Source organism: Clostridium sp. UBA5988 (assembly GCF_002435615.1).
Lineage (GTDB): Bacteria > Bacillota > Clostridia > Clostridiales > Clostridiaceae > Clostridium_J > Clostridium_J sulfidigenes.
On sequence record NZ_DJBA01000068.1, the window covers coordinates 1 to 18,144 of the forward strand.

Annotated in this window: 19 protein-coding genes; 8 read left to right on the forward strand and 11 right to left on the reverse strand. The window is 28.4% G+C overall.

What is annotated here, in order from left to right; translation table 11 throughout:
• Positions 1–19: 19 nt before the first annotated feature.
• From B3J31_RS17040 to B3J31_RS14765, 4 genes are all read right to left on the reverse strand, one after another.
• Complete coding sequence (locus tag B3J31_RS17040) at positions 20–97, reverse strand: M55 family metallopeptidase (RefSeq protein WP_414632874.1); 78 nt, start codon at positions 95–97, stop codon at positions 20–22.
• 109 nt (positions 98–206) lie between these two features.
• Positions 207–1,604: an aldehyde dehydrogenase gene (locus B3J31_RS14755; RefSeq protein WP_414632054.1), complete on the reverse strand. Its 1,398-nt coding sequence runs from the start codon at positions 1,602–1,604 to the stop codon at positions 207–209.
• A 280-nt stretch (positions 1,605–1,884) separates the two neighbouring features.
• Positions 1,885–2,568, reverse strand: a complete 684-nt coding sequence (locus B3J31_RS14760) for a hypothetical protein (protein WP_346866766.1) — start codon at positions 2,566–2,568, stop codon at positions 1,885–1,887.
• A gap of 88 nt (positions 2,569–2,656) precedes the next feature.
• Positions 2,657–3,226 carry a helix-turn-helix domain-containing protein gene (locus B3J31_RS14765; RefSeq protein ID WP_346866767.1) on the reverse strand — a complete coding sequence of 190 codons (570 nt, stop codon included), beginning with the start codon at positions 3,224–3,226 and terminating at the stop codon, positions 2,657–2,659.
• Between the two features lie 392 nt (positions 3,227–3,618).
• On the opposite strand from B3J31_RS14765, the gene B3J31_RS14770 reads away from it, so the two are divergent.
• Together B3J31_RS14770 and B3J31_RS14775 are read left to right on the forward strand one after the other, a co-directional pair.
• Positions 3,619–4,332: a flavin reductase family protein gene (locus B3J31_RS14770; RefSeq protein WP_346866768.1), complete on the forward strand. Its 714-nt coding sequence runs from the start codon at positions 3,619–3,621 to the stop codon at positions 4,330–4,332.
• Between the two features lie 33 nt (positions 4,333–4,365).
• Entirely contained in the window at positions 4,366–6,270 is a 1,905-nt protein-coding gene (locus tag B3J31_RS14775; RefSeq protein WP_346866769.1) for an NAD(+) synthase, read from the forward strand.
• A 128-nt stretch (positions 6,271–6,398) separates the two neighbouring features.
• On the opposite strand, the gene B3J31_RS14780 is transcribed toward B3J31_RS14775, so the two are convergent.
• Positions 6,399–6,821 carry a DUF327 family protein gene (locus tag B3J31_RS14780; protein ID WP_150846056.1) on the reverse strand — a complete coding sequence of 141 codons (423 nt, stop codon included), beginning with the start codon at positions 6,819–6,821 and terminating at the stop codon, positions 6,399–6,401.
• A 100-nt stretch (positions 6,822–6,921) separates the two neighbouring features.
• Here B3J31_RS14780 and B3J31_RS14785 point away from each other — a divergent pair, with 100 nt between their 5' ends.
• From B3J31_RS14785 to B3J31_RS14810, 6 genes are all read left to right on the forward strand, one after another.
• Positions 6,922–7,488, forward strand: a complete 567-nt coding sequence (locus tag B3J31_RS14785) for a chromate transporter (RefSeq protein WP_346866770.1) — start codon at positions 6,922–6,924, stop codon at positions 7,486–7,488.
• On the forward strand, positions 7,489–8,037 hold the full coding sequence (locus tag B3J31_RS14790; protein WP_150846058.1) for a chromate transporter: 549 nt from the start codon (positions 7,489–7,491) through the stop codon (positions 8,035–8,037).
• A 331-nt stretch (positions 8,038–8,368) separates the two neighbouring features.
• On the forward strand, positions 8,369–11,020 hold the full coding sequence (locus B3J31_RS14795) for an HAD-IC family P-type ATPase (protein ID WP_150846059.1): 2,652 nt from the start codon (positions 8,369–8,371) through the stop codon (positions 11,018–11,020).
• Between the two features lie 395 nt (positions 11,021–11,415).
• Positions 11,416–11,559, forward strand: coding sequence for a hypothetical protein (locus B3J31_RS14800; protein ID WP_167403141.1), 144 nt, complete (start codon positions 11,416–11,418; stop codon positions 11,557–11,559).
• A 207-nt stretch (positions 11,560–11,766) separates the two neighbouring features.
• Positions 11,767–13,053 (forward strand): helix-turn-helix domain-containing protein, encoded by a 1,287-nt coding sequence (locus B3J31_RS14805; RefSeq protein WP_150846060.1) that lies wholly within the window; start codon positions 11,767–11,769, stop codon positions 13,051–13,053.
• 361 nt (positions 13,054–13,414) lie between these two features.
• Positions 13,415–14,464 (forward strand): tetratricopeptide repeat protein, encoded by a 1,050-nt coding sequence (locus B3J31_RS14810; RefSeq protein WP_167403142.1) that lies wholly within the window; start codon positions 13,415–13,417, stop codon positions 14,462–14,464.
• Between the two features lie 53 nt (positions 14,465–14,517).
• On the opposite strand, the gene B3J31_RS14815 is transcribed toward B3J31_RS14810, so the two are convergent.
• The 6 genes from B3J31_RS14815 to B3J31_RS14840 form a co-directional block, all read right to left on the reverse strand.
• Positions 14,518–15,015 carry a hypothetical protein gene (locus B3J31_RS14815; protein ID WP_346866771.1) on the reverse strand — a complete coding sequence of 166 codons (498 nt, stop codon included), beginning with the start codon at positions 15,013–15,015 and terminating at the stop codon, positions 14,518–14,520.
• On the reverse strand, positions 15,015–15,194 hold the full coding sequence (locus B3J31_RS14820; RefSeq protein ID WP_035133168.1) for a helix-turn-helix domain-containing protein: 180 nt from the start codon (positions 15,192–15,194) through the stop codon (positions 15,015–15,017). Before B3J31_RS14820 ends, B3J31_RS14815 begins: the two co-directional genes overlap by 1 nt.
• A 38-nt stretch (positions 15,195–15,232) precedes the next feature.
• On the reverse strand, positions 15,233–15,679 hold the full coding sequence (locus B3J31_RS14825) for a DUF2975 domain-containing protein (protein ID WP_346866778.1): 447 nt from the start codon (positions 15,677–15,679) through the stop codon (positions 15,233–15,235).
• A gap of 147 nt (positions 15,680–15,826) precedes the next feature.
• Complete coding sequence (locus tag B3J31_RS14830; RefSeq protein ID WP_346866772.1) at positions 15,827–16,663, reverse strand: CvfB family protein; 837 nt, start codon at positions 16,661–16,663, stop codon at positions 15,827–15,829.
• A gap of 38 nt (positions 16,664–16,701) precedes the next feature.
• Positions 16,702–17,199, reverse strand: a complete 498-nt coding sequence (locus B3J31_RS14835; protein ID WP_150846064.1) for a GAF domain-containing protein — start codon at positions 17,197–17,199, stop codon at positions 16,702–16,704.
• Positions 17,200–17,294: 95 nt separating this feature from the next.
• Positions 17,295–17,807 carry a DapH/DapD/GlmU-related protein gene (locus B3J31_RS14840; RefSeq protein WP_150846065.1) on the reverse strand — a complete coding sequence of 171 codons (513 nt, stop codon included), beginning with the start codon at positions 17,805–17,807 and terminating at the stop codon, positions 17,295–17,297.
• Positions 17,808–18,144 lie beyond the last annotated feature (337 nt).

Genomic DNA, 18,144 nt, shown 5'->3' on the forward strand with positions numbered 1-18,144 from the left:
TTCAAGCCTAGTTTCAACCTTAGCCACCTTCATGAGTAAAACCCCAGTTAGTTACTCCACTGATTCCTTCAATGTCCACAGAAATATAAATCTTCATGAAAATCCCCCTTTATCACCATATAATTTATTTATATATATTTAAAAGCCCCTAGTGAAATCCTCTTGTATAATAAGTTCTAATACTGATTTAGTTAACATACAGCCGTTTATTTCATAAGTTTTTTTACATTATCTAGATTTTTTTTATTAAAAGGTGGAAAAACTATTGGGATATTTATTTTAGTAGTTTTTCTTACAACACTTCTTCTATGAGAAAAAGTCTTAAAGCTTTCTTTACCATGATAAGCTCCTATACCTGAATTTCCAACTCCTCCAAAAGGTAACTCTGGATTAGCTAAATGAGTTATTGTATCATTTATACAAGCGCCTCCTGAAGAAATTTCCTCTAATACCTTTTCCTCTACTTTATAGTTTTCAGCAAATAAATAAAGAGCTAATGGCTTTGATAGTCTCTTAATTTTTCCTATTACCTCATCTAAATTACTAAAGCTTATAATTGGAAGAATAGGTCCAAAAATCTCCTCTGACATAGCTGCCCCTTCCCATGAAGCATCTATAAGTGTAGGTTCAATATATCTTTTTTCTCTATTTACTTTTCCACCATATATTATTTTATCTGCCTCTTTATCTAATATATTTTTAAGCCTTAGGAAATGTCTATCATTAACAATTCTTCCGTAGTCTTTACTTTCCATAGCATCCTTACCATAGAAGCTTTGAATTTGCAATTTTAATTCCTTAATTAATTCATCTTTCACCTTGTTATTTACTACTACATAATCCGGTGCTACACAGGTTTGACCTACATTTATAGTCTTGCCCCAAATTATACGCTTAGCTGCCACTCTTATATCTGCACTTTCATCTACAATTACAGGACTTTTCCCCCCTAATTCTAAAGTAACAGGAACTAGGTTTCTTGCAGCCGCTTCCATTATTATTTTTCCAACTTGAGCACTCCCTGTAAAGAAGATGTAATCAAAGGTACCATTAATCAATGAAGTGTTAGTTTCTACTCCACCTTCCACTGAGCGTATATATTCCTTAGGAAAGGTTTCAGTAATCATTTCTGTAATTACTCTTGATAAATTGGGCACATTTTCAGATGGTTTTAATACTACACAATTTCCAGCAGCAAGTGCTCCCACCAAAGGTTCTATCAAAAGTTGAAATGGATAATTATAAGGTCCTATAATTAGAACTGTTCCATAGGGCTCTGAAATTATAAAACTTTTTGCAGGAAATAAGTACAAAGGCGTTTTCACCTTTTCTTTCTTTGCCCACTTCTTTAAACTCTTTATAGTGTGACTAATACTACTTAATATAAAGCCTACCTCTGTAGTATAAGATTCAAACTCACACTTTCCTAAATCTTTATATAATGCTTCATATATTTTATATTCATACTTTTTTATAGCAGACTTTAAACTTCTTAATTGATTAATACGAAAATCTATATCCCGACTTTTCTTTGATTCAAAAAACTTATAGTGATCTTCTATAATTTTATCTACATCAATTGAACTTAATTCCATAAACCTAATCACTCCTTATTATACCTATTTCAATAACTATATTTTATACTATTTTTACATATTATACTACATAGCTCCATAGCAAAGACCTACTTAAAAATTTTATTTTTAAGTAGGTCTTTCAAAGGGATAATTTATTTCAAATAGTTTAAGAATTTATAATTTAAAAATATTTAATATAATAAATATTTTAATTTTTAAAATTTATCTTATATAACTATTTAAAATTTTACCTAGGATACTATTTAAATATTTACCTAGAGAACTATATAAATATTTAAATAGTTAACTAGTTGTTTACACCATGCGGGTTTGAGAGTTTTTTCATCTCTTTATATCCCATAAATACAATCCATACATAAGCTAAAGTCTTAGGTATCATAAGAATTCCTATGATCGGTAAAGTATTTGACCATAGTACAACAGGAATATAGAATCCAAAAGATAAAATTATTGCAATAGGAATAAATTTAAATCCTTTATCATTGTTTTCTTTAATTTTATTATGGAAAATCCATATGATTATAAGTCCTATTAACGCAAACGGAATGTTACGATATATTCCCCAGGAAACTGGAGCATTATATGATAACCATTGGTTTTGTGGGAATGCACATAATATAATCCTAACAATAGCTAATCCATAAATAATATTAGTTAAGCCTTTTTTATCTTTGATATCATAACGAATTCTCCATATATGATATAGAACTACATAAAATATAGTCATTGTAATAGATGTAATTAGTTTTCCTACTCCTAAAGCCGCAGCATTAGCTTCTAAACCAGTGGTAAGTAATCCATAAGCCCTTGGAACTAGATGAAATGCATCTCCACATCCTAAAATCACTGCCATAATTCCAAATAATCTGTATTGTTTATTTTGTCCACTTTTCTTAATCATAATAATTCCCATTATTATAACTGTTGAAAGATAAAGAATATCAAAAAGTGTTTCCATAATCCCTTGCATAATATGTCACCTCGCATTTTTATTTGAACATAGTTCATTTTTTATGTGTACAAAATGCTGTAAGTTAATACAGCATTTTTATTTAACTTTATTTAAAATAAATAATTCTCTTTAATGCTTCTATAAAAAAAGTTATATCCTCTTCCTTAGCTTTAAGCATAACTAACATGTTACTAAAAATAAATTTAGCCACTTTTTCCTTAGTTAAATTGTCTGTCCAAGTTTCATCACTAATATTATCTTCTGAATCTAAGAGATTAACTATACTTTCACTAACTTTTTTAAAAAATTCGTGTTCTTTTTTTCTTCCTAGAGATTTTTCACTACTACTTAATAAAGATAACTGATCTATCCAATTTTCTTGAAATTTATCTAAGTAAACAAAAATATTATTATATAATAACTCTATCTTTTCAAAAATATTTTTTTCACCTATTAAACATGTATGAAAATCATTAAAGGCCTCTCTCCAAAAATCTTCAACAACGGCTAACACTAATTCACTTTTTGTGGAGAATGAATTATAAACTGTACCTACTGAAATTTTACATCTACTGGCTACAGCTCTTATATTTATTGCTGCAATTCCATTCTCTAAGGCAATTTCTTTTGCTCCTTTAAGTATAATCTCTCTTGGGTTTTCTGAGAACCTATTCATTATATCTACTCCTTGTTTGAACCGCGTTCAAGTTAATTATATATCAATTTTTTTTATAGGTCAATATGTGTTGTTATTTTAGCCTAACTCATTGAAGCTAAATTCTCCTTATATAAGTTAAGAATTTCCCTATAATTATATTATAATCTAAAGTTATGAATAAAAACATACTGTTTACACTTAAAACTCCCCGAAATTTCTTACACCTACTAAAAACAAGTAATCAAAATTAAAGATTAATTTAAATTATTGTACTATAATAAATATCTATAGCTTAGATGGTTATTATTTTTGATAAATATACCCAACTTGCTATATAATACATATGAGACAAAATTAATTAAGTTTATTTATATTAGGTTTATGTTAAAATTAGAAAGTGATGTGATATTATGGCTAAAACTACTTTTAAGGGTAGTATTATGCTAAATCCTGTTCCAGCAGTGATGATAACTAGTAGAAATTCTGAAGGAAAGGATAATGTTTTTACTGTAGGTTGGATAGGTACAGCTTGTACTAAGCCACCTATGATTACAGTTGCTATTCGTCCTGAAAGATTATCCTATGAATATATAAAAGAAAGTGGTTCCTTTGTAGTAAATCTAGCTTCTAGTAATCTAGTTAAAGCTGTTGATTACTGTGGAGTTAAAAGTGGAAGAACCAATGACAAGTTTAAGGATATGAACTTGTCTCTCAGTGAAGCTAAGGATATTTCCTGTGGTATTATTAATCAATGTCCCGTTGCCTTTGAGTGTGTGGTAAAGTCTATAACTCCCCTAGGTACCCATGATTTATTTTTAGCTGAAATAGTTAACTGTCATGTGGAAAATACACTTATCGATGAAAAAGGAAAAATTCACTTTGATAAAGGAGACCTACTTTCATACTCTCATGGTGAATACTTTAGTTTAGCTCCTAAGCCTATTGGAAAATTCGGATTTTCTGTGGCTAAAAAAACTACTATTAAACTTAAAAATAAAGGCATAAAAAAACATAATGAAACCACAAAAACTGCCATAGTGGAGAAAGAACAATTACATAATAAAAAAAATATCAAGAGTAATAAACCTAAAAAAACTAAAACTAAAAAAAGAACTCGTATATAAAAAATATCTTTAATATGAAAGGTGCGATGTTTAATGAACTTTATAAAGGTTGGTTCTGCTTGTCCTATTACTAAGGTAGCAGATGTTGACTTTAACTTAAATGAAATAAAAAAATGTGTTGAAAAAGCTATAGAAGAACAAGTTAAAATTTTAGTTTTTCCTGAATTATCTATAACCTCCTATAGTTGTGCTGATTTATTCTTTCAACAAAAACTACTAAAAAAAGCAGAAGTAGCTATTGAAAATCTTTGTGTATTTTCTGAAGGAAGAGATATCTTATTTGCTGTAGGTGCTCCTTTTGAATATGATGATGTGCTTTATAATGCAGCTTATCTTATCTTTAATGGTAAAGTTTTAGGTATTGTTCCAAAAAGTTACTTACCTAATGCTTCTGAATTCTATGAAAAACGTTGGTTTAGCAGTGGTCTTAATATAACTTCTAGAATAGTTAAACTTCCTTTCCAAGACAATATATATTTTGGAACTAACCTAATATTTAGAAGTGGTGATATTAGTATTGGAGTGGAAATTTGTGAAGACCTTTGGGTTACTATTCCACCAAGTAGCTTCTTATCTTTAGCTGGTTGTAATGTAATATGTAATTTATCTTCATCTAATGAACTAGTTAGCAAGGCTGACTATAGAAGAGACTTAATTAAAAATCAAAGTGCTAGATGTATGAGTTCTTATATCTATTCTTCTAGTGGAGTCTTTGAATCTACTACTGATGTATTATTTAGTGGCCATCTTTTAATCAGTGAAAATGGTGGAATCTTATCTGAAAATGAAAGATTTAATCGCGAAAATGAAATTATTACAGCAATTATTGATATAGATAAATTAAAGGCTGAAAGATTAAAAAATATAAGCTTTAGAGATAATAAAGTTTTAATTCCTTTTAATATGGAAACTATATACTTTGATTTTAATAATATAGCTATTAATAATTTTGATAAATATATAGATAAACATCCTTTTGTACCTGGTAATCCTCTTGAAAGAGATAAACGCTCTAAAGAGATATTTAATATTCAAACTTCAGCTCTAGCTAAAAGATTTGAACATACCGGATTAAAGAAGGCAGTTATAGGAATTTCTGGCGGTCTTGATTCTACTCTAGCTCTTCTAGTGGTAGTAAAAACCTTTGATATGTTGAAAATGCCTAGAGAAAATATTGTAACCATTACTATGCCTGGTTTTGGTACTACAGATAGAACATATAATAATGCCTTAGATCTTTGCAAGTATCTAGGTACAGACTTAAGAGAAATAAATATTGTACCTGCTTGCCTACAACATTTTAAAGATATTGGTCATCCTGTAGAGCAACATGATGTAACCTACGAAAATGTTCAAGCAAGGGAAAGAACACAAATTCTTATGGACCTTGCTAATAAAGAAGGTGGACTGTTAATTGGGACAGGGGATTTATCTGAGTTAGCTCTTGGATGGTGTACTTATAATGGAGATCATATGTCCATGTATTCTATAAACTGTTCTATTCCAAAAACCCTTGTGAGATACCTAGTAGATTATGTGGCTGACCATGAAAGCACTCCTGAGATAAGTAAAATCCTTATTGATATTTTGGATACCCCTGTAAGTCCAGAGCTACTTCCTAAGGACAAAGATGGAAACATTACTCAAAAGACTGAAGATATTGTAGGACCTTATGAACTTCACGATTTCTTCCTATATCATTTCATGAAGCACGGTGCTTCTAAGGAACGTATAGAATTCTTAGCTAAGGCTGCCTTTAAGGGGACATATGATGACGAAGTAATTAGTAAATGGCTTAATAAATTTATGACTCGATTCTTCACTCAACAATTTAAGCGTTCTGCTCTACCTGATGGTCCTAAGGTTGGATCTATAAGCCTTTCCCCAAGAGGAGATTTAAGAATGCCATCAGATGCTAGCTATAATGAATTTCTTTAGGTTTAAAAATATAATTAAATACCACTGGTAATTGTGTTTTTATTACCAGTGGTCCTTAACTTAATATATAAAATATTAAATTATAGTATAACTTAATAATGAAGATAATTAGAGATATTACTTTATGCTTATCTATAAATATCTACAATGAGACCTGATATTTCATCTATAGTGCTAGCTATATCTAAGTTTTCTCGTTCTTCATTAAGTAGCATCTGTGTTAGTTCTTCTAATTTATTGTCAATAGTCTCTACTGTAACAAAGTATTGAGTTTGCCAAAAGCTTATATCCTTTTTTATGGAATACATAAATGAAAGTACTGATTCTAGGTATTCTTTTATTTCTTTTTTATAAGCTCTAACATCAGCATAGCACTTTGAAATTACAAGTCTGCTACCCTTAGATTTTATATTTTTAAGCATTTTCTTAAGATCTTCTTCTGACTTTTGCTCTCTAGCAAAGCTAAAATTTTTAGAGAAGTCCTGTTTGTTATTTACAACTTTACTTTCTCTTTGTATTGGAGTATTTCTTCCTACTTTTGATATCTCCATGTGAACACCCCCTTGTCCTTTAATTATATTATAAATAAGGTTAGGGATTTTAGCTATATTTTCTTACTATTTATAGATTAAATTAATTTAGGAGGTAATTATGAAAACTTTAATTAATATGTTTATAACCTTCTTTAAGATAGGTGCCTTTACCTTTGGTGGTGGTTATGCCATGATTCCACTTATTGAAAGAGAAGTTGTAGATAAAAACCATTGGATAGACAAAGATGAATTTATAGATATAATAGCTATATCTCAAAGCTTTCCTGGAGCCTTAGCAATAAATAGCTGCACCTTCATTGGATACAAAATTAATGGAGTTCTAGGAGCTATCCTAGGACTTTTAGGTGTAGCCCTTCCTTCTTTTATCATTATAGTAATTATAGCTATGGCCTTCAGTAAATTTAGAAACCTTTATTTCATTGAACTTATCTTTAAAGGCATCAATGCTGCCGTTCCCCTACTAATTTTAGTAGGTGTAAATAGCTTGGCAAAGGTTTTAGATAAAACAGCTATTAATATAATTATTGTAATAATCACTGTGATTCTTAGTGTATTTATGAATGTAAATCCAGTATATTTAATTCTTATTGCTGCTGTATATGGAATATATATTAATAGAAATAACCACATTGATACTTATAAAAATACAAAGGAGGAAAATTAGATGCTATTACTAAAGCTATATTTAGCCTTTCTTAAAATTGGAACCTTCGGCTTTGGTGGTGGATACGCTATGCTTCCTTTAATTCAAAAGGAAATTGTGGACAACAATGCTTGGCTATCTCAAACTGATTTCATGGATATCATAGGAATATCTCAAATGACTCCTGGTCCTATAGCTATAAATGCTGCAACCTTTGTAGGCTATAAAACTGGCGGAATTCTAGGAAGTGTTCTATCTACACTAGGGGTTGTCACTACATCCTTCATACTCATATCCTTTGCTAATTACTTCTTTAATAAATTTAAAAATTCAAAGATACTAGCTCATGCTTTAAAAGGAATGAGACCTGCTCTTATTGGACTTATAATTTCTGTATTTATAACTCTTAGCTATGAGTCTTATAGAGATTTAAACAGTTTAATAATAGCTGCAATTGTTGGTTTTCTACTTTATAAAACTAAAATTCATCCTATATTAATTATTGTTATTGCAGCATTTTTAGGCATATTATTCTATGGAATGATACCTAATTTGTTTGCTAATTTTTAATAAAAAATATCTTGTAATTTATTAGTACATCCCTTATAATTTATATATAAAATATAATTACATATGAGGGAGTAATTAGTAGGATTATCCTATGGCAATGTCAACATCTTGGCTTTAAGTCTGGCTTTGCATTAAATAATGAGACTCATGTATAGTGCTTACGCTATATGTGAGTCTTTTCTTTTTACATACATTACCTACATATGTGTTTATGTTTTTGCAAATATTAATAAAAGAATATTTTTTTACTTTTATTAAATCTATGTAAGTTTTACTAACTAAATTTTAGATTTAGAGTATGGCTTAACACTATTAATTATGAGGTGATTTTATGTATTTTAATGACTCTATTGACGATGTTATAGGTAAGTTTAACACCAACCCAGATACTGGTCTTACTTCATCTCAAGTTGAGGAAATTAGGTCCAAGTATGGGTCTAATAAACTGGCATCAAAAAAGAAAAAAACTAAAGTACAACTATTCTTTGCACAACTAAATGATATTCTAATTTATATCCTTATAGTTGCAGCCATACTATCTGTAGTTGTAGGAAAAGAAATAAGTGATGCAATTATTATTGGTATTGTTATTTTAGTTAATGCAACAGTTGGAATGATTCAAGAGTCTAAAGCTGAGAAGGCCCTTGATGCATTAAAGGAATTATCAACACCTAAAGCTATAGTAAAGCGTAATGGAGAATTAGTAGAAATTCCTTCCGAGGAAGTAGTACCTGGTGATGTAATTATCATCGATGCAGGTAGATTTATTCCTTGTGATATCCGACTTATAGAAAGTGCTAATCTTAAGGTAGAAGAATCTGCCCTTACTGGTGAGTCTGTTCCTGTAGACAAGGATGCAAATCTTATCCTTGAAGATGAAAAAGTATCTCTTGGTGATAAAAGGAATATGGTATTTATGTCTACCTTAGCTACCTATGGTAGAGCTACAGGTATAGCTGTAGCTACAGGTATGAATACTGAAATTGGTAAAATAGCTAAAATGCTTGATGACGGTGAAAATGAACTTACACCTCTTCAAAAGAAACTTGAACAACTGGGTAAAGTTTTAGGTATTGCTGCTATTGGTATCTGTGCTGTTATGTTTGCAGTAGGTTTATTACAAGATAGAGCTGTTACTGATATGTTCATGATTTCTATCAGCCTTGCTGTTGCGGCTATTCCTGAAGGTCTTGCTGCTATTGTAACTATAGTTCTTGCTTTAGGTGTTCAAAGAATGATAAAGCAAAATGCCATTATCAGAAAATTACCTTCTGTAGAAACTCTAGGCTCTGTGAATATTATATGCTCTGATAAAACTGGTACATTAACTCAAAATAAGATGACAGTAGTTAAATACTTTGCAGATAATAAACTAAATGAAGTTAAAGAATTTAACATAAATAATAAAGTTGAAAAACTTTTACTTGAAAACATAGTTCTTTGTAATGATGCTACTTCTACCGCTTCATCAAAAACTGGAGATCCAACAGAAATAGCACTTTTAGATATGGGTAACATATTTAATGTATTTAAAGAAGAGCTAGATAAAACTCATAAAAGAGTTGATGAAATACCTTTTGATTCTGATAGAAAACTAATGACTACAGTAAACTCTTATGAAGATAAATTTTATGTAATGACAAAAGGTGCCACTGATAATCTTCTTAATATATGTACTTCTGCTTATATTAATGGAGAAACTGTGCCTATGACTGAAGAAATTAGAAACAATTTCTTAAAGGTTGCTACAACTATGTCAGATGATGCTTTAAGGGTTTTAGGTTCAGCCTTTAAAATCGTTAATTCTACCCATGTTGAAGTTGATGAGTTAGAAAGGGATTTAACCTTCATTGGTCTTATTGGTATGATAGACCCTCCTAGACTAGAGGTTAAAGACTCTATAGAAATTTGTAAAACTTCTGGTATAAAAACTATAATGATTACTGGTGACCACAAAAATACAGCCTTTGCCATTGCTAAGGAACTATCTATAGCAGAAGATATAAACCAAGTAGCTAGTGGTGCTGACATAGATAACTTAACTGATGAAGAACTTGCAAGTAGATGTGAAAATCTAAGAGTTTTTGCTCGAGTATCTCCTGAGCATAAGGTTAGAATAGTTAAAGCCTTTAAATCTAAAGGAAATATTGTATCAATGACTGGCGACGGAGTTAATGATGCTCCATCCTTAAAGGCCGCTGATATTGGTGTAGCTATGGGTATCACAGGTACTGATGTTGCTAAAGGTGCCTCTGACATGGTATTAACAGATGATAACTTTTCTACCATAGTATCAGCTATTGAAGAAGGTAGGAATATATTTAATAACATAAAAAAATCTGTAATATTCTTAATTTCTTGTAATGCTGGTGAGATTGTTACTCTATTCTTTGGTATTCTCTTTGGATGGGCTGCACCACTTAATGCAACTCATATATTATGGGTTAATCTTATAACAGACTCCTTCCCAGCTCTTGCCCTTGGTGTAGACCCTGGTGATAAGGATGTTATGAAACATAAACCAAGAAATCCTAAGGATAGTTTATTTAAGGGTTCTTTATTTACTCTTTTATTTAATGGTGTGTTAATTGGTATATTAACCCTTATAGGTTTCGTTTATGGAGTTAACAAATATGGAGCTGATGGAGTTACTCTTGCTAATATAGCTAATAATCCTGAAGCTTTAATGCATGCTCAAACAATAGCCTTTGTAGTTCTTAGTGGAACTCAACTAATTCATGCTTTAAATATGAGGAGTTCTGATAAATCCATATTTAAGATTGGTTTATTCTCAAATATGTATCTAATATATGCAATGATTGTTGGTATATCATTACAAATGGCAGTTATTTATATACCACCTATTGCTAGAATGTTCAATGTTATACCTCTAACTTTAGCAGATTGGGGACTTGTTATTGTTCTAAGCTTAATACCTTTAGTTATAAATGAAATAATTAAACTATTTATCAAAGATAAATAAAAAAAGACAAATTTCAATAAAATAACAAGTAACTCATAAAGGACTGTATTAACGCCTTTTATGAGTTACTTTTAAATTATAATACATTTTAATTACTTCTTCACTTATATACAAATTTATACAATAAGAAGAGATTTATGACGTAAATTTGTTGTTACTTTTTATATTTTATTATTGTATTCATACATATTATGTTATAAAATATAATTAATTACTGAAAATGCATTTTAAATATATACCAATATTCAACTTGTATTGACATATAAACAATACTTTTTAAAAAGCAACTGTTAATTATATACTTTTTTAAGATACATTGTGCATTAAAATAATTCTCAATTTTATCTTGTTCATAATTGTAAAGCTTAATATAAATTTTAAAAGGAGTGAATTTTATGAAAACTAAACTTACTAAAGGTATAGTATTTTTATGTGCACTAACTTTAACTGCTTTTATCGGAATTTCATTATATGATATAGGTGAAGAATCTGGTCCAAAAGGACAAGGGCCTATGTCTATACAAATTTACAACTTATAATTATTAACAGATTAATTACTTACACTATTAAATTTTAGCTATATCTATAATAAAACTTTATTATAGATATAGCTAAGAATACTAATGGTACAATAGGTGAAACAGTAAATTTAATACATATACTGGAACTAATTATGCATTGCCTTTACATATAATTACCTATAAAATATAATTGATTGCATCTATTTAACTAAGGAGGTGAAGAATTTGGATTTCTTAAGTCCTGGAAAAAGATTAAAAGCTCTTAGACAACAACTAAATATCAAGCAAGTAGAACTAGAAGAAATCGGTGTTTCTAGAAATTATATTAGCATGGTTGAAAGCGATAAAAGAAATCTTACTGGAGTAACCTTAGCAAATTATCTTAAGTTTATGCAAAACAAAGCTGATGAGCTTGAAACTAATGTAAATTTAGATGTAAATTATCTACTTCTTCCTGAAAAAGAAGAAGCACGAAACTATTGTAATATGAAATTAGATTCAACCTCAAGTCACAAAAATTTAGAAGAAGTTATAAAAATAGGTGAAAAATACAAATTAGAAGACATCCTTTTAAAATCTTACTTATTAAAGGGAAATCTACTATATGATGAAAATTCATATAATACTGCCTTTATATATTACTATAAAATACTAGAAATTTATAATGATAATAAAGATAATAGTAATAAATCTTTTGCATATATTAAGCTTTCTAAATGCAAGATTATGACTCTATCCTATGAAGAAGCTCTCACATATTTATTTAAAGCCTATTCTTATTGTAAAGAGTTTAATGACTATACTAATCTTAGAAATTGTTTATATAATATAGCTCTTGTATATAAAAAATTAGGTGAATATGATAATGCTCTTATATATATAGATGAGTTGCTAAATATATGTGATTGTGATACTAATATAAACTTGTATATAATTAGCATTATCTTAAAGTGTAATTGTTATCTTAAGAAAAAAGATTACCACCTTGCCTTAACTATATATTTTGATATTCTAAATAACTTTAGTGAAAATATTGGAGTTCATTTAGGATTGATTTATAATAACATAGGATGTATTTATTATGAATTAAATGAAATAAACAAATCTATTGACTATTTTAATAGATCAATTAGCTTTAGAAAAGTACATGATATTAAAAATTTGAATTGTAGTATTATAGATATGTCTTCTGCATATGTAAAAGAAAATTCATATGATAAAGCCATAGAACTATTATATGAAGGTATAGCTTTATCTGAGAAATATTGTGATACAGAGTTTTTAATAAGAGGCTACTCTATATTGGAAGATATTTATATAAAATTAAATGATAATAATAAACTTGAAGAAATATATCTTATATTAATAAAAATTTTTAAAGATGCAGATTTAGCTAATATTTTAAATATATATATTAAACTATCTTTACTCTATATTGAAATGGAAAAATATGATAACTCTAAAGAAATTCTATACGAAGCTAAAAATTTAAAACCATCTTTTAAAAAGTGATTCAAAATATTGAATCACTTTTTTATTTAAAATACGTATCCTTTTACAAATATATAAATTATTATAAATTTCTCTAACTTTCATGTTCAAAAAATGACATAATGATGATAATATAGGATTTATAGTTACAACAACTTTCTATATAGTTAATTCTATCATATTTTTTTATTTATATATAAAATTTTCACATGTTTTTATGATATACATAGAATTTCAGTCTAAATAATTTCATTTCATTTATATTATCCAAATGTTGCACTAATTGTTAAGTTACTATAGACTAATATATATGAATATAATTTAATTTGCTTAAATATGAGTAAAAGGATTTTTATTTTACTTGAATAAGGGGATGAATGATTTGATATTAAGTGAAGAAACTAAAGCTAGAACTTATTGCACGGATAAACTTAGGTTAAATTTAACTGCTGATGAACTTGATGAGGTAATTCATATTGGAGAACTTAATAAGTTGATAGATATACTTCCTTCTCTGTATATTAAAAAGGGTAATCTCTTATATGATAAAAATCTATTTAATGAAGCTTTTATATGCTATTCTAAGACCCTAGACTTATATAATGCTATTCCTACCAAAGATGATGATATGATATTTATATATAATAAATTAGCTAAGTGTAAAATCAAAACCCTTTGTTATGAAGAAGCCTTAGCATATCTATGTACATGCCATTCTTTTAGCTTAGAAAATAAGGATAAAAATAATTATTATAATTGTACCTATAATATAGCTTTAACCTATAAAAAGTTAAATGATTTTGATAATTCTATTCTTTATATAGATAAATTATTAGATAACATTGATATTAGTAAAAATTTAACCGAATATATGGACGGGACAATTTTAAAAGCTAACTGTTATCTTAGTAAAAATTCTAACTTTGAAGCTATAACTCTGTATAAGAAACTTCTTCATTGTTTTGGAAATAAATTAGGAATACATAAAGGATATATCTATAATAATTTAGCATTAGCCTATTCAAATGAAAATAATATTCATACAGCCCTAGAATATTTTAATAAGGCCTTAAACTTTAAGGCTTCCCATAATAAGCCTAGTCTTGACATTACCTTAATGTATATGGCTAAGTTATATATGAAAATCGATTCTAATAAAGAGGCTATATCTAAAATTAAAGATGGATTAAATCTGGCTAAAGAATATTCTCACAGTGAAGCTTTACTACTAGGATATAATCTTTTAGAACAAATATATAGGGAACTAAATGATATTGAAGAACTTAGAATTCTCTATTCTGAAATGATAGAAAACTTTAAAGATGTTGATCCTAATATAACTATGGAGATATACTCAAAACTTTCTAACCTTTTGCCTGATGGTATTGGATATAATAAGTTAGACACTATTTTCCGAGTAAATAATATATAAATTAAGACGAAATAAGAGGATTGGAAGTTCCAATCTTTTTATTCCGTCTTAATTCATCTATAAGATTCGTATATTTCTAAAGTATTACCTTTTAAAATAAATAAAATAAAATCATCTTTATTATCTTTATCCATATAAAAATATTTAGCTTCTTTGCTTAGTTTTTCTAGTACTTTTTCAGGATTGCCATCAGATCTACTAATTTCCTTATGATTTATTTTATCTCTATCTTCCAATAGCATAACACCATCATAGGATATTTTAAAAGGTATCTCCTCATAGTTAAACCACTGAAAAGAATTATTTAATTTCTCTAAGTCTTCTTCATCATGGTAAATTACTTCATTAATTTCATCTCCATCACCGCCAAAACCCCCTCTAGTACTTCCTATGAGAGTTAGTTTATCTGGTTTAGGTAATTTTATGTTCCAATTGGCTTCTATGCATTCTGTATAGGTTGGAAATATTATAGGTCTTACTATAATATAAGTTAATAGTAAAATTATCGTAACTACAATCCCTAATATTGTAGCTAAAACTTTCTTATTCATTACTCCTCCTTATATTCCAATATATCACCAGGTTGACAATCCAAGGCCTTACATATAGCTTCTAATGTAGTAAATCTTATTGCCTTAGCCTTATTATTTTTTAAAATAGATAAGTTAGCCATGGTTATGCCAACTTTTTCTGAAAGTTCAGTAGCACTCATCTTTCTCTTAGCCATCATTACATCTACGTTAACAATTATCAATTAATCCACCTTCCTTATATAGTAAGATCATTTTCTTCTTGTAGTTCAATTCCATTATTTATAAGCTCTCTTACTACTGAAGAAATGATAAATACCATCATGGTAGCAAAAGTTATAACCATACAAATTAAATTTTTATATAAGAATATTGTTCCTGCTAAATAAGTAACAAAAGCTATGAATGAGCATATACTTATCACCTTTAGCGACTTTATACTCTCTTTACAAAAAGGACTTCCTTTTAATAGCTTTCCACTTAATTTCATTACTGAAATAAGTATTAATAAAAATGGTATATAAGTTATATATAAGAATATTTTTATTCCTCCGCCTATATCTAACCCAGCAGTAGATATATTACTAAGATACCAATTTACTATATTAGGTAATGTTGCTCCAGCTATTATAGTTATAACTACGGATAAAACTGATACAATATATAGTATCTTTCTAAATAACATATTTTTCAAATTTATCACCTCTAACCAAAGCTTATCACAAGAGGCTTTTTACGTCAATAAATATTTATTGTTATTCAATAAATATAATATTACTTAAAAAGCTACCTCAAAATAATTCTGAGATAGCTTTTACTTTATTTATATTTTTTATTTTAACCTAGTACCATTTTCATCTTGATCTATAAGTCCTTTTTTCATCAGTGCCCCTAAAGATCTCTTAAAGGCATTCTTGCTAGCCTTAAAATACTTTTTTATATCGTCTGGACTAGACTTATCATTAAATCTCATTGAACCTTGGTTCTTCTTTAAGTAGCTAAGAATAACCTCCTCTAATTCTCCCATTTCCTCAAGACGAGGTTTTCTTGTGGTGATTTGAATTTTACCATCATCAAAGTATTTCTTTACTCTAGCCTTTATTTTATCACCAATGGAAATGTCGTCATAACATTCACTTTTTAATATAATCCCTCTGAATGTATTATCTATAGCTACAACTAAATTTCCATTAGAATGTTTTCCATAAACTACGCCTTCTACCTCTTCTCCAACATTATAATGAGTAGTATCATGTAAGTATCTATCTACTCTAGTTGTTGCAGCTATTCTGTTGGTTTTATCTACATATAGATAAAATAAATATTTTTTGTCTACTTCTAATTCAAAGGGTGCTTCCCTAAATGGTACTAATACATCCCTTTCTATACCTATGCTAATAAAGTATCCTATTCCAGTCTTATCTACTACTTTTAAGTAAGCTAACTCTCCTACTTGAGCTTCTACTGGCTTCATAGTAGCTATAGGTCTATCCTTAGAGTCTCGATATACAAATACATCTACATCATCCTCTACGTCTATTTCACCTACTATATTTCCCTTTGGTATTAGTATGTCTTCAGAAGTTGTCTTTCCCTCTGCATCTAAATAATATCCAAATTCACAACTTCTTGATACTTTAAGAGTATTAATTTTTCCTAATTCTATCATTTATTTTCTCCTATCCACTTTTAAAACTTCGCTTATATTTATAATTGACTCCAATCAATATATTTATTAAGCTTATCTACAAATTTTATTAAATATTTCTCTTCTAATTCTGTAAATGTGTTAAATTCATAACTATCTATATCTAGTACTCCATAAACCACATCATCTTTTATTATTGGAATTACTATTTCAGAATTTGATGCCGAATCACAGGCAATGTGTCCTGGAAAATCATGAACATTATCTATTCTTTGAATTTTCTTAGTTTCTACTGCTGTTCCACATACGCCTTTTCCTATAGCTATTCTATTACAAGCTGGTAAACCTTGAAATGGTCCTAAAACTAGCTCTTCATTTTTTACAAAGTAAAATCCACTCCAATTTAATTTAGCAAAAATAGCATATATAATGGCAGATGCATTAGAAATATTTGCATATATGTCTTTTTCCGAACTTAACTGGCCTTCTAAGAGGATTAACATGTATTTATATTTTTCTTCTGTAGTCATTTTTTTTATTACATCTAACTTTATCAAAATTATCTCTCCTAGCATAATTTTATTATTTAAAACTGCATAAAATTCAAATTGATTATTATAAGGCTAACTTATATTGTTTCAATAGAATTATTTTACTCTTGAATTTCTTTATGCTCTCTTCCCATATTAACATAATGCTCAGCTGAAGACTTTATAGATTTAATTTCTTCTTCTGTTAACTCCCTTACCACCTTAGCTGGGCTTCCTATACATAATACTCCGCTTGGGATTATTTTATTTTGAGTTACAAGGCTCCCTGCTCCTATAATTGTATTATCTCCAATTTCAGCTCCATTTAGTATTATTGATCCCATTCCTACTAACACATTATTTCCGACATTACACCCATGAATTATGCAGTTATGACCTATGGTAACATTATCTCCTATCCTAGTAGATATTCCAAAATCATTATGTACTGTAGAATTTTCTTGAATGTTAGTATTTTTTCCTATAATGGTGGTATCCATATCACTTCTAATTACCACGCTATACCATACATTAGTATTTTCTCCTATAGTTACATCCCCTATTACCGTCGCATTTTCTGCTATAAAACATGTATCATCTATAATTGGTATATTTCCTTTAATTGCTTTTATCATTTTACATCCATCCTTTATACTTGATATTATCCTAATCTTATTTTAAACTTCTTAATTCCTAAAACTATATGAACACAATAATAATTATTAGCTTTTTATATAAGGTAATGATACCATAATTTAAAAGTCTAATGTGTAATAATTTATTTTTTCCTATTATTCATCACCTAATTGCTGAATTATGTATTTATTTTTCCAAATGTATTATGAAATTATATTAGTTTGTAATAATTTTTATAACTTTGTCATAAAATTTTATTAGTTAATCAGTTGAAGTGGTTAGGGTACTGAAATCTACTTAATTTAAGGCTATTTTCAGGTGTGAACAAGCACAGTT

Excerpts from the sequence above, each read along its gene's own strand:
- B3J31_RS14825 (WP_346866778.1), bottom strand. The coding sequence starts at position 15,679 with ATGTTATTTAGAAAGATACTATATATTGTATCAGTTTTATCCGTAGTT.
- B3J31_RS14795 (WP_150846059.1), top strand. The coding sequence starts at position 8,369 with ATGTATTTTAATGACTCTATTGACGATGTTATAGGTAAGTTTAACACC.
- B3J31_RS14830 (WP_346866772.1), bottom strand. The coding sequence starts at position 16,663 with ATGATAGAATTAGGAAAAATTAATACTCTTAAAGTATCAAGAAGTTGT.
- B3J31_RS14815 (WP_346866771.1), bottom strand. The coding sequence starts at position 15,015 with ATGAATAAGAAAGTTTTAGCTACAATATTAGGGATTGTAGTTACGATA.
- B3J31_RS14820 (WP_035133168.1), bottom strand. The coding sequence starts at position 15,194 with ATGATGGCTAAGAGAAAGATGAGTGCTACTGAACTTTCAGAAAAAGTT.
- B3J31_RS14840 (WP_150846065.1), bottom strand. The coding sequence starts at position 17,807 with ATGATAAAAGCAATTAAAGGAAATATACCAATTATAGATGATACATGT.
- B3J31_RS14800 (WP_167403141.1), top strand. The coding sequence starts at position 11,416 with ATGAAAACTAAACTTACTAAAGGTATAGTATTTTTATGTGCACTAACT.
- B3J31_RS14780 (WP_150846056.1), bottom strand. The coding sequence starts at position 6,821 with ATGGAGATATCAAAAGTAGGAAGAAATACTCCAATACAAAGAGAAAGT.
- B3J31_RS14765 (WP_346866767.1), bottom strand. The coding sequence starts at position 3,226 with ATGAATAGGTTCTCAGAAAACCCAAGAGAGATTATACTTAAAGGAGCA.
- B3J31_RS14790 (WP_150846058.1), top strand. The coding sequence starts at position 7,489 with ATGCTATTACTAAAGCTATATTTAGCCTTTCTTAAAATTGGAACCTTC.
- B3J31_RS14770 (WP_346866768.1), top strand. The coding sequence starts at position 3,619 with ATGGCTAAAACTACTTTTAAGGGTAGTATTATGCTAAATCCTGTTCCA.
- B3J31_RS14785 (WP_346866770.1), top strand. The coding sequence starts at position 6,922 with ATGAAAACTTTAATTAATATGTTTATAACCTTCTTTAAGATAGGTGCC.
- B3J31_RS17040 (WP_414632874.1), bottom strand. The coding sequence starts at position 97 with ATGAAGATTTATATTTCTGTGGACATTGAAGGAATCAGTGGAGTAACT.
- B3J31_RS14760 (WP_346866766.1), bottom strand. The coding sequence starts at position 2,568 with ATGCAAGGGATTATGGAAACACTTTTTGATATTCTTTATCTTTCAACA.
- B3J31_RS14775 (WP_346866769.1), top strand. The coding sequence starts at position 4,366 with ATGAACTTTATAAAGGTTGGTTCTGCTTGTCCTATTACTAAGGTAGCA.